At 34.9% G+C, this 11,783-nt stretch carries 9 protein-coding genes; 4 read left to right on the forward strand and 5 right to left on the reverse strand.

Annotated features, from left to right (window positions below; genetic code table 11):
- The first annotated feature begins 46 nt into the window (after nt 1-46).
- Nucleotides 47-1,519 carry a hydrogenase expression/formation protein HypE gene (gene hypE / locus LS64_RS04020; protein ID WP_052062690.1) on the forward strand — a complete coding sequence of 491 codons (1,473 nt, stop codon included), beginning with the start codon at nt 47-49 and terminating at the stop codon, nt 1,517-1,519.
- Between the two features lie 30 nt (nt 1,520-1,549).
- A complete protein-coding gene (locus tag LS64_RS04025) occupies nt 1,550-2,653 on the forward strand; it encodes an efflux RND transporter periplasmic adaptor subunit (RefSeq protein ID WP_118949341.1) in 1,104 nt (367 codons plus the stop codon).
- A 22-nt stretch (nt 2,654-2,675) separates the two neighbouring features.
- Here the strand turns inward: LS64_RS04025 and LS64_RS04030 are convergent, their stop codons facing one another.
- From LS64_RS04030 to LS64_RS04045, 4 genes are all read right to left on the reverse strand, one after another.
- Nucleotides 2,676-3,227, reverse strand: a complete 552-nt coding sequence (locus LS64_RS04030) for a hypothetical protein (RefSeq protein ID WP_034573154.1) — start codon at nt 3,225-3,227, stop codon at nt 2,676-2,678.
- A 120-nt stretch (nt 3,228-3,347) separates the two neighbouring features.
- Nucleotides 3,348-4,778, reverse strand: a complete 1,431-nt coding sequence (locus LS64_RS04035) for a response regulator (protein ID WP_034573152.1) — start codon at nt 4,776-4,778, stop codon at nt 3,348-3,350.
- A 103-nt stretch (nt 4,779-4,881) separates the two neighbouring features.
- Nucleotides 4,882-5,580: an RDD family protein gene (locus tag LS64_RS04040; protein ID WP_034573150.1), complete on the reverse strand. Its 699-nt coding sequence runs from the start codon at nt 5,578-5,580 to the stop codon at nt 4,882-4,884.
- A gap of 29 nt (nt 5,581-5,609) precedes the next feature.
- A complete protein-coding gene (locus LS64_RS04045; protein ID WP_034573148.1) occupies nt 5,610-6,152 on the reverse strand; it encodes a DUF1440 domain-containing protein in 543 nt (180 codons plus the stop codon).
- Between the two features lie 799 nt (nt 6,153-6,951).
- Between LS64_RS04045 and LS64_RS04050 the strand changes: the two genes are divergently transcribed.
- Together LS64_RS04050 and argH are read left to right on the forward strand one after the other, a co-directional pair.
- Nucleotides 6,952-8,229, forward strand: coding sequence for a M16 family metallopeptidase (locus LS64_RS04050; protein ID WP_034574876.1), 1,278 nt, complete (start codon nt 6,952-6,954; stop codon nt 8,227-8,229).
- A 58-nt stretch (nt 8,230-8,287) separates the two neighbouring features.
- The gene (gene argH, locus LS64_RS04055) at nt 8,288-9,790 is read left to right on the forward strand and encodes an argininosuccinate lyase (protein WP_034573146.1); all 1,503 of its coding nucleotides are present in this window, start codon (nt 8,288-8,290) and stop codon (nt 9,788-9,790) included.
- A gap of 63 nt (nt 9,791-9,853) precedes the next feature.
- Here the strand turns inward: argH and LS64_RS04060 are convergent, their stop codons facing one another.
- Nucleotides 9,854-11,563 carry a glycosyltransferase family 9 protein gene (locus LS64_RS04060; RefSeq protein WP_034573144.1) on the reverse strand — a complete coding sequence of 570 codons (1,710 nt, stop codon included), beginning with the start codon at nt 11,561-11,563 and terminating at the stop codon, nt 9,854-9,856.
- Between the last annotated feature and the right edge of the window lie 220 nt (nt 11,564-11,783).

The raw sequence follows: 11,783 nt of genomic DNA on the forward strand, positions 1-11,783 counted from the left end.
ATAAATATGTATAATTTTGTTTTAATTTGCTATAAAAAGGGAAAATATGAATAATATTATTACTTTGTCGCATGGTAGTGGTGGGGCGAAAAGCCATGAGTTAATTGAGAATGTTTTTATGCCGATTTTGGGCGAGATTATGGATTTTGGGGGCGAAGATGGCGGGGTTTTTAGTTTAGTTTCTAATGATTTTTTGGAATCTAGCAAAAATTCTATGGAAACTAAAGAGGCAAAAAAGTTAGATTCTAAAAATTCTATTAAATCTAATAAACCTATGGATTTTAAAACTAAAGATTCTAAAAAAATTATAGAATCTAGTGAATTTATCAATAAAAATTCTAATGATTTTATAGAATCTAGTAATATTTTGGATAAAGATTCTATTGAATCTAAGAATAAAAATAATAAAAAGTTAGGAAATATAGAATCTAAAAATTCTAGTAATTCTAAAGAAATTACAGAATCTAATAATGCAGATTCTATCAATAAAAAAAATAATTGCCTTAAAGGCGTGGTTAGCACGGATTCATATATCGTGTATCCGCTTTTTTTTAAGGGGGGCGATATAGGCAAACTTTGCGTGTGTGGTAGCAGTAATGATGTGGCGATGATGGGTGGGAAGCCACGATTTCTTAATATCGGCTTTATCATCGAAGAGGGCTTTGATATAAATACACTAAAGAAAATTGTAGAATCTATACGCAAGGAATGTGATAAATTAGACTTAAGAATCCTTAGTGCTGATACTAAAGTTTTGCCTACTTTTTCGACTAATGTGCCAAAAGATTCTATAGAATCTAACAAAGATTCTACGCAAAATAAGAATCTTTTTATAAACACGACTTGTATCGGCACTTTGCAAAAGGAGGGTTTGAGTGCTAAAAATCTTTCTCATAATGATGTAATCATAATAAGCGGAAATATCGGTAGCCACGGGGCTAGGATTTTTTTAGAGCAGAATAATATGCAAATTGATAGTGACATTAGCAGTGATTGCGCTGCGTTGTATCCTATGTTAAAACCGCTTTTTGCGCGTGATTTGGGCTTGCATGCCTTGCGTGATGCCACGCGTGGGGGCTTATCCGCGGTGCTGAATGAGTGGGCGATTACTAGTGGTGCGTGCATTGAGATTGATGAAAATAGCGTGGGCGTGGATAATGAGGTGCAAGGAATGTGCGAAATGCTAGGGCTTGAGAGCTTTGAGCTGGCAAATGAGGGTGTGTGCGTTTTAGCACTCAAAGAGAAGAGTGCTAAAAAAGTGCTGGAGATTCTAAAGTCGCATCCTTTGGGGAAAAATGCCGCGATTATCGGTCGTGTGCGAAAGGATTTTGTGGATTCTATAGAATCTAATTTGCAAGATTCTATGAAAAAAGATTCTATAAAATCTAGCAAAACTCGCGATACAAAAGAAAAGCCGCTTGATAGAATCTATTTTCAAAAAGTGGTTCTTTTTACAAAATATGGCAGCAAGAGATTTTTGGAATACCCGCAAGGCGAACTTTTACCTAGAATTTGTTAGGAAATATAGAATCTAAATAAGGAAATCCATTTGAAAAAACTTAGTATATTTATAATTTTTATAGCTATTTTGTTAGGGCAAGATTCTAAAAATATAGAATCTAATTTGCAAGATTCTAAAGATTCTATGAATTTAGATTCGAGCAAAATAGAATCTAAAAGCAAAAAAAGTTCTAAAAACACTAACTTTATAGAATCTAAAAATTTCAAAATCCCTGTTGTCTCGGTAAAAAAAGAAAAAATAAGCGAAAGCAAAAGCTATTACGCAAAATTAGAGGCAGACCAAAGCCAAATTTTTAGTATCGTAACGCGCACCGATGGCTTTTTACAGCAGCTTTTTGTCTCACAAATTTATGAAAAAGTTAGGAAAAATGAAGCTTTATTCACATTTTATTCGCCTGAATTAATTGATGCTCAAAGTGAATATTTGGTTACATCACGTTATAATCACGGACATTTAGCACGACAAAAATTAGAACTTTTAGGGGTAAATAATAAGGAAATTGCTAAGTTAAACAAGGGTAAGATTCTAAATGAGGTAACTTTTTACTCGCCTATTGATGGCGTGATTTTCTCTAAAAATTTTAATGCTGGAAGTGGCGTAAAAAAGGGCGATGAGATTTTTAAAATTGTGAATTTGGATAGCCTTTGGGTTGTGGCAAATATTAATCAAGAGGATTTAGGTTTTATCCAAACTTTAGATTCTAAAAAGTTAGAAAATTTAGAACAAAATGCTATAAAAAGTTATGTAATTTTGGATAGCTTTAAAACTAAAATTCCCATAAAATTTGATATAATTTACCCAAATGTGACTAATAATTTTGTGCAGGTTCGTTTTATTTTGGATAATAAAAATGCCGAATTTTTCCCAAATATGTTTGCAAAAGTGGTAATTGAGAGCGTTCCAAAAGAGCGTTTAATCTTGCCAAAGTCTGCAATTTTGCAGAAAAATAAAAAAAACTATGTCTTTGTAGCAAGTGATGATGAGTTTCTCGTGCAAGAAATTGAGGCTAAAAGAATCTTAGGGAGTGATTTTTTTGAGATTATAGATGGGCTAGAAGTGGGCGAAATTGTGGCGAAAAACGCGCTATTTATGCTAGATTCTGACGCACAAAATAACGGCGATTTTGAATAGAATCTTAAATATAAAATATGGACTACTTCATATATTTTATCAATTCGATATATTTTGTATCGATATAATCTAGCGTTAAATAATGTATATTTTCTATTCCTTCTCCCATATCATCATATTGCACCTCACCAGATTTATCTAAAAAATCAATATTTCCGCTATAAAGTGGAGTATTATCGACATAAAAATAACCATCCAAAACAATGTGATGGAAATCCAAATTAAATTCACTTTTCATATTAATCACAAAAAACTGCGTTGGTAAATCGCCACCTTTGTAATCCTCAAATGCTATAAAAGGGTTTTTTATGTGATATAAACTGCTTTCACTATCCACATCTAAGAGCGCGAAAATAGCGTCATTATTAGCCTTTTTCCATTTGTCATCCATTTTACTCCTATCTTTTCCTAGCTCTTTTGTAGCAAGGTGAAATACTCTTATGTTAGAATCATTATGCTCGTTGCAATGCCCTGCAACAATGATTTCACTAGCCTTATGTGTAAGAAGATTTAGGCTTTGTTTTTTACAATAAGTTTCACCATTTCGCTCTATGTCCTTTAAAATTAATTGCATAATTGTATCTCATTAGGCTTGAATAGTTATAGCAAATATACAAAAATATTGCTTATCAAAGTGGGCGTTTATATTTATATTTCTAGCAAGTTTCTAGCATTCTAGATTCTATAATGCGTGTTATATCGCCATGCGGACTGCGTCACTAAAGGCTTCGCCATCATTTGCAATGACAAAATATTCTACGCCTAGTCCTCTGCCCTCTTCGATTTTATCGTATTCTAGCTGATTTGGCGTGACGACTATAAAAGATGTGCGTTTGTTAAATTTGGGCGAGTCGCGATACTCACGGATAAAATCAAAGGCAAGCAGCCCATTTATTTTGTAGTCAAGCACTACGATGTCTTGCGGACTACTTGCAAGCTTGCCTAGCGCATCAAATGGGTCGTGAGATGTGGTAATCTTTAAGCCCTTATCCACACGCTCAATCAATTGCCGCGATTTAAAGGTTTTCGTGTCATTCTCTTGCAGCACCATAATATTTCGGCGGCTGCTATCCTCCAAAGTTTTCAAAAGGTTAAAAAGCTCCTTTGTAGCGGGGCTACTAACCTTATTTTTATCCAAGCCTTTTAAGAAATATCGCAAATATGTGACCGAATTATACCCCCCGTGAATGTCCGCATCGCGAAAAAACTTTTTTACATACTGATTAGTCTTTGCGCGCGCCCACATCTCTTTATCAAGCCCATAGCCCTTTGTATTTAGCAGTTTTATAAACTTCGTCTTAATGCTAGCAGTCATCGGCTCAAAAGTTTCGGCAAACTCGGCTAAATGCGTCTCGCGAAACACTTTCATCCGCTCTGTTTCATAGGCAATAACATCTTTTTGCCTTGCAATGTAGTCAATCAAATCCACATAACGCCGCCTCAACGCCTTTACTTCCTTTTCTTGCTCTAAAAATTCAGCACTTTTTTTATCCGCGATAAATTTTAGATTTTTCTCCTCTTCTTCAAGTCTTCGTCCTAGCACTTCTACCTCGCCTTTTGCGCCATTCATAGCGATTTTTATATCCTCGATATGCTGCTCTAAATGCGTGTATTCAACTTGCCTACGAATGAAAATTTGCTCAAAACAATAAGGCAGCGGATACTGCGTTTTTTTAATATACTCCTCATAATCGCGATAAAGTGAAGCCACCTCGTGCTTTACAGCCCTTAGCTCCTTATTTTCAAGCATAGAATCTAAGTCGCACAAATCATTATACGCAGTAAAAAGGAAGCGTCTCATCCGCATAAAATCAAGCTCTGGATTATTATCGACAAACTCTTGATGCTCGACCAAAATGCCATTTTCACGCGCAAAATACTCATTAACGCAGTCAGTCGCGCTCTTTGTCACAGGGATAGCATCCTGCTCTTGCACGGAAATCTTGCGGCTCATCTTTGAAACAACGCGATTTTCCACGCTAAACTCGACTTCAAGCTCGATTTTTAGCTCCTTTTCCTCGCCATCATAAACCTTAAAATCAAATGGGAAAACACGCTCTGTAACGAATTGCTGCACCTGCCCTTGCTTTTTTGCCACATCTAAAGAAATAATTTGCCCATCCATAAAAAGCACCTTTTAAAATTTATAATTTTTATAAAGTTGGAATTATAACAAAAACATTGAAAGTAAGATTAACATATTTGCATTTTGGGTTAAAATTGCATGTTTAAGTAGGCTGTTTTCTAGTATTTTTTTTATAAATTATTTTTGTGCCTGAAAGTAGCTCGTGTAAGGTCTTTTTGTCCTTGCGTAAAAGTGCGAAAACCCATAAAAAAAATGTGATTTCAACTAGCCATGAAAATACAAAAATTACGCATTGTAAAAAGCTTGGTTTTTGCGGTTTAGATTCTGTATTTTTAGAATCTTTCATAGTAATTGTGTGATTAGATTCTATGTTTTTAGAATCTTGTATGGATTTTTTAGAATCTTGTGTGTGATTAGATTCTATATTTTTAGAATCTTGTGTGGATTTTTTAGAATCTTCTAAATTTCCTAACTTAGATTCTATATTATTAGTATTTTTAGAATCTTTTACTAGCATAATCTCCGCATATCGAAAGCCCGGCGTCTGCCCACTAAAATAAAAAAATAAAACCAAGATAAATGCGTAACTCAACCCACAGCACAAAATCGCAATTTGATTAGCCTGAAAGCTATTTTTATCGCCCACAATCACATAAGTTGTGAAATACAAAATGGGCATATTTATTAAGAACATATCGGTGATAAAAGCCTTTAGGCGCGCTATCAAAAAGTTATTTTTTGAGATTTTAGTATTCTTAGATTCCATATTTTTAGAATCTATTTTAGCCTTACTAGCCGAACCATCCAAAAACTTATTTTTTTGCTTACTTTTTTTACTCAAAAGTTATCCTTTTTATAATTTTATAGAATCTAAATAGGGTCACGCTCACTTGTTAAGCGATTTCGCAAATCTCGCCTAGATAATTCCATAATCCAAAACATTAATAAGCACTCGCATAATGTGTTAAATAAAAAAAGAAAATCTACCTTAAAATCGGCATAAAAGTTATGTATAAAGCCAAAAAGTGGCAAAATTATAAGGAAAAAAACTACCCACATTAAAAACGCAAAAAGTAAGCCTTGTGCGAACTTCATTTTAAGACAAAATTCTACAATTACGCTATAAATCACCCCAAAAGTTATAGAAATCATAATATTAGTCACAATATAAAATACACTCCACTCATATCCACTAGAAAACACGATTTTTTGCACTAAAAGCTCAGGCGTAACATTTAAAAACGCAAAAATACTAGCCGCTATAGAATCTGCATTGATGCTAAAACCTTGTAAATTAGGGAATAAAACCTCCCAGCCAAGCCGAATAATACAGCCGATAAATCCAATAACAAGCCCCAAAAAAAAGCTAATTAAGATTCTATAAAAAACATTTAAATTTGTATAAATTGTCATAACTTTTCCTTTATAAAACTATAAAATTTGTAATTTTAGAATCTATATTATATAATTCAAATCGTATTATAGCATTCTATATACTTAATAGATTACAAAACAAAAAAGACTAACAACGTTGGATAAAATCTCAAATAGAACAAAACCCTTTGATAGCGTCAGTGATATATCAAAGGAACTAAGTTTTAAAATAAAACAAAGGAGTAAAATGAAAAATTTAAATCTCCAAAATACTTACTTTAATATCAAGGAGTTACATTAAAAGGAGTGGAGAGTAACAAAATCTTTGCCTGTGGGGTGAGCAAAAGATTCTGAAAGTTATGATGTAGGGAATTGGAGGGGGTAACCTCATCATAACTTGTGCTTAAGTTTCCTTAAAGCACTTTGAAATTCTACAAATTTTTAGTTTACTTGTCAAGTAAAATGTAAAATTTTTTTAACATTTCTGTATTTTTTAATTTTTATAGACTTTTTAGACTCTATAAAATTAAAATATTTTATAAACAAAAATAATATATATCATAATATATTATCTTATAAATATTATAAATTATCTTTTAATATTTATAAAAAACACCAAATTATATAATTATATTGAATATTACATAAATATATTATCATTTTATACTTAAAATGATAAATATTATTTGATAATTATAATAAAAATATTTTATTAAATTTATTTTTGTGCAAGATACACAAAACTAAAACTTAAATGATAAAATTCCATTTATTTGAAGTTGCAAAAAGGCAAAAAATGCTAAAACCCCTTAAAATTCTTATCTTTGGAGTGTTTCTTATGAGTTCTATTGTGAATGCGAAAAGTGCGTCCGTGCTGCCAAAATATGAAAGCAAGATTCTAGAAAATGGGCTGCAAGTCGTTGTGATTCCACTAAAAAATAATAGCAAAGTGATTGAGACGAATGTGTTTTACAAGGTTGGCTCGCGAAATGAGACGATGGGTAAAAGCGGTATGGCACACATGCTAGAGCATCTAAACTTCAAAAGCACCAAAAATTTGAAAGCTGGTGAGTTTGATGAAATCGTTAAAAAGATGGGCGGCAGCGATAATGCCGCGACAAGCTTTGACTACACGCGCTACTATATCCGCTCAAGCAAAGAAAATCTTGATACAAGCCTAAAACTTTTCGCTGAGCTAATGGAAAATCTTGATTTCAAAGATAGCGAGTTTGCTAGCGAGCGTGATGTAGTCGCCCAAGAGCGGCTGTGGCGCACGGATAATTCGCCATCTGGCTATCTATTTTTCCGCTTTTTTAACACCGCTTATACCTACCATCCGTATCACTGGACGCCCATTGGCTTTATGAATGACATTCAAAGCTGGGAAGTTGCGGATATTCGCGCGTTTCATAGCACTTATTATCAGCCGCAAAATGCGATAATTGTGGTCGCTGGGGATGTAGATTCTAAAGATGTGTTTAGTGGGGCGCAAAAGCACTTCGCACATATCAAAAATCGCGGTGAAATCCCGCCTGTGAAAATGCAAGAGCCAAAGCAAGATGGCGCACGTGAGGGCATTATAAAAAAAGAAACAGGTGGCATAGAATGGGTGATGATGGGCTTTAAAACATCAAAATTTAATGACAAAGACCAAATTGCTTTAGAATCTTTAGCTGAAATTTTAGCGGGGGGCAAAAGTGCGATTTTACCGGCTTTGCTAACGGATAAATTAAAGCTTGCAAGTAGCGTAACCGCGTATAATATGGACTTGGTAGATTCTGGAATCTTTATCATTATTGCCACAGGAAACCCGGGCGTAAAGGCAGATAGCTTGAAACATGAGATTATAAAAGAGCTTGAGCGGCTAAAAAAAACGCCCATAAAGCAAGAGGCTTTGGATAAGGTCAAAATCAATACTCGCGCGTCATTTATTTATAGTTTAGAATCTGCTAGCTCAGTTGCTGGGCTTTTTGGCTCATATCTTGTGCGTGGGGATATTAAGCCGCTTTTGGAGTATGAAAAAAACCTAGATTCACTAGATTCTACCACTATTTTAGAGACTGCAAAAAAGTATTTCAACGAGGATAATTCCACCACACTTTTTATGAGAAAGTAGGCTTACTTTAAAAAAACAGATATTGAAATTAGATTTTGGTAAATAACAAAGGTGAAAAATGAAACTTTGGTCGGGGCGATTTAGCGCAAATACTAACGAGTTGCTTGATGAGTTTAACGCAAGTATTGAGTTTGATAAAAATCTTTGGCGTGAGGATATTTTGGGTAGCAAGGAACACGCAAAAATGCTGCACGCAATAGGGATTTTGAGTAAAAATGACCTAGATTCCATACAAAAAGGGCTTGATAGCATTTATAAAGAGATTGAAAATGGCGAGTTTAAGGGCTTTGTAACGCAAAATGAAGATATTCACATGGCTATAGAATCTAGCTTAAGCGAACGCATAGGAGAGGCTGGAAAACGCCTGCATACCGCGCGTAGTCGCAATGACCAAGTCGCACTCGATTTCACGCTTTATTGTCGCAATCAAAACCTTATCTTGCAAGGGCTTTTGAAAGAATTAATGACAACGCTTTTAAACATCGCCGAGCAACACACAGCCACGCTAATGCCAGGGATGACGCACCTGCAGCACGCCCAGCCCATTAGCTTTGGCTATCATTTAGTAGCGTGGTGTGCGGGTTTTAAACGCGATATAATTCGCCTGCAAAATAGCTATGATTTAAGCAGTGAATGCCCTTTGGGTAGTGCGGCTTTGGCTGGGACGCCTTATAACAATGAGCGTGAGAATCTAGCGCGTGAGTTGGGCTTTAAGTGTGCTAGTTTAAATGCGATGGATAGCGTGGGTAGCCGGGATTTTGCCCTTGATTTGCTTTACAATATCGCGATGGTGATGCTGCATATTTCGCGCGTGGCTGAAGAGCTAATTATTTGGAGTAGTGCTGAGTTTAATTTTGTTACTTTTAGTGACACTTTTAGCACGGGAAGTAGCATTATGCCGCAGAAAAAAAACCCGGATGTAGCCGAGCTTTTGCGTGGGAAAAGTGGTCGCACTTTTGGGAATTTGATGGCGTTGCTAACCACGATGAAAGCCCTGCCCTACGCCTATAATAAGGATATGCAAGAGGATAAAGAGGGCGTTTTTGACTCGATAAATACAAGCTTCATCAGCCTTAAGATTCTAAATGCGAGTTTGAAAGAGCTAAAAATTAATACGCAAAATATGCTAAAAATGTGTCAAAAAGGGCATTTGGTGGCGACTGATTTGGCGGACTTTTTGGTGACAGAAGTTGGCATTCCTTTTCGCGTGGCACACCACATTGTGGGTAGTTGCGTAGCATTTGCGGAATCTCGTGGCGTTGATTTGAGTGTGATTGATATTTCGGTGCTACTACCTTTTTTACGTAAGGAAATTGTAGAATCTAGAGCTTTAGATTCTAAAGATTCTAAGTTTTCGGCGACTTTACAGAATCTAGATTCTAATGTGGTTTCTAAAGATTCTAAAAAAACGAATTTAGATTCTATACTAGATTCTAAAACTCTAAAAAAAGTCCTTGATTTAAACGAAAGTATGAAACGTAGAACTAGCAAAGGAGGCACCGCCCCAAAAGAAACCAAACAGCAAATAAAAACCCTGCAAAAATGGCTAAAGCAATTATAATTTCTAGGTATTTCATAAAGTCAATTAGCATATTAAATCTTAATTTTCTATAGATTTTAGATTTTATTGTTTTTGGAGATGGGAGTGGATTAGGTTTAGGATTTCATCTGGGGTGATTAGTCTCATGCAGTTGTGGTGTTTTAGTGGGCAGGTTTTTTTCTTACAAGGCACGCAGGGTAAATCTTTTTGCACTGCTATGCAGTTAGCGATATAGTAATATTCTCCCTTTTTTATTACGCCATTTAGAATAAAGTCTTTTTTATTGTTATTAGATTCAGTATTTTTTATAGAATCTTTTTTTGGGTTATCGTGGTTTTTTACCCACCCTTTTTTGACCCACCCTTTTTTGACCCACCCCCCAACCCCCCTCCGCAAGGGAGGGGGGCTAAATGTAGTGTCCTCTCCGCAAGGGAGGGGGGGATACGTTTTTTTAGAATCTTTGTCGTTAGATTCTGCAATATTATTAGAATCTAGATTCTGTGTTTTATGGATTGCTTCGCTAACGCTCGCAATGACGTGCGGATTTGTTATTTTAGAATCTAAAGTAGAAGTTTCGTTCGTGACGACAGATTGCGTTTTTATAGAATCTAAATCAATCGCCACCCACGGGCTACACCAGCTAAATGGCATAGGACCAAAAATGATAATGCTAGGGATATTTAGGGCGCGCGCGATGTGCGTAACGCCGCTATCATTGCCGATATAAAGGGCGCATTCGCTCATAGATTCTATAAGTTCAGCGATACTTGTGCGACCGCTTAAATCTTGCAACATTTTGTCATATTCATTGCCAACGATATTTAGCACATTTTGGCTAATTGTCGCGTTTCGCTCCACTTCGGCTGGACTCCCAAAAATGCGGACTTTATAGCCCTTTTTTAGCAGGGCAATAATCGTTTCGACAAAATACTGCAAAAGCCACATTTTAGATTCACCAAAACTTGCTCCAGTGCAAAAAGCTATAACTTTTTCCCTTTTAAAGTTAGGCTTTTTAGAATCTTCTTTGAATAAAGTTAAATCTCTTGCTTGTAAATAAAGTAGATTCTGCGTTAAACTTGCATTTTTATTATAGCGAGTTGAATTTATATAATTTTGTAAAAACGCATTTCCGCCATTTTTAGCGATAAAAGTTTCAAAATCACTAACTTTTAAAAGTGGCAACGTCAAATTTATATAACTTAGCACTTGATGCGTAGCAATGGGGCTGTGATGATTTTTATACTTTACTAACGTGCTAAGCAAAAAATTACGCACTCCAAAAAAGTGCTTATCACTAAAGCCGATTGTGTATTTTGCATAGATTTTACTTAGAAAATACGCCGAAAAAAAGTTATTTTGCGTAGTAATGGCGTAGTCAAATTGTGATATTTTATTTTCTTTTAAAAATAGGTTTATTTCATAAGCTAGATTTTTTGTGGCTTTGAATCTTTTGAATATTTTAACAAAAAAGTTAGGTTTTTTGGAAGTTTTTTTAATAGGGTGGTGGGTGGGCATTTGGTTTTTAGAATCTAGATTCTGTGTTATTTTAGAATCTATGTTTTTGGTTTCTCTTTGCGAATTAGATTCTATAGAATCTTTCCTGTTTGCGAGTTCTTTTGTGTTGTCGGTAAAAATTTTCACTATAAAATCATTTTCTTTGAATACATTTGCGGTGAGTTTATTGCCGACCAAAACAAATTTTGCCTGTGGAAATTGCCGATGTAAAAAATCTAACGTTGGGCTAAACATAATGCAATCGCCAAGCCAGTTTGGCAGTCTAATTAAAATCCACATAAAACGCCCTTAAAAAGATTCTAATTAAAATATACATTTTCACACGCCCTTAAAAACTTAAGATTATAACATTTTATAGAATCTAGATTCTAAAAACACACAGGATTCTAATAACCTATCGCCCACCCACCGCCCTTTTTTAAAAACAGATTCAAAATTCTAGCAAAATAAAGGCTTTTTAAGACAAAAATGATTCAAAAAAAATACGCAATAAAAAACG

This window comes from Helicobacter saguini (assembly GCF_000762875.2).
In the GTDB taxonomy this organism is placed as follows: Bacteria; Campylobacterota; Campylobacteria; order Campylobacterales; family Helicobacteraceae; genus Helicobacter_A; species Helicobacter_A saguini.

What these genes read in the sequence shown, in the direction of transcription:
- hypE (WP_052062690.1), top strand. Translation starts at nt 47, where the DNA reads ATGAATAATATTATTACTTTGTCGCATGGTAGTGGTGGGGCGAAAAGC.
- LS64_RS04030 (WP_034573154.1), bottom strand. Translation starts at nt 3,227, where the DNA reads ATGCAATTAATTTTAAAGGACATAGAGCGAAATGGTGAAACTTATTGT.
- LS64_RS04035 (WP_034573152.1), bottom strand. Translation starts at nt 4,778, where the DNA reads ATGGATGGGCAAATTATTTCTTTAGATGTGGCAAAAAAGCAAGGGCAG.
- LS64_RS04045 (WP_034573148.1), bottom strand. Translation starts at nt 6,152, where the DNA reads ATGACAATTTATACAAATTTAAATGTTTTTTATAGAATCTTAATTAGC.
- LS64_RS04050 (WP_034574876.1), top strand. Translation starts at nt 6,952, where the DNA reads ATGAGTTCTATTGTGAATGCGAAAAGTGCGTCCGTGCTGCCAAAATAT.
- argH (WP_034573146.1), top strand. Translation starts at nt 8,288, where the DNA reads ATGAAACTTTGGTCGGGGCGATTTAGCGCAAATACTAACGAGTTGCTT.
- LS64_RS04060 (WP_034573144.1), bottom strand. Translation starts at nt 11,563, where the DNA reads ATGTGGATTTTAATTAGACTGCCAAACTGGCTTGGCGATTGCATTATG.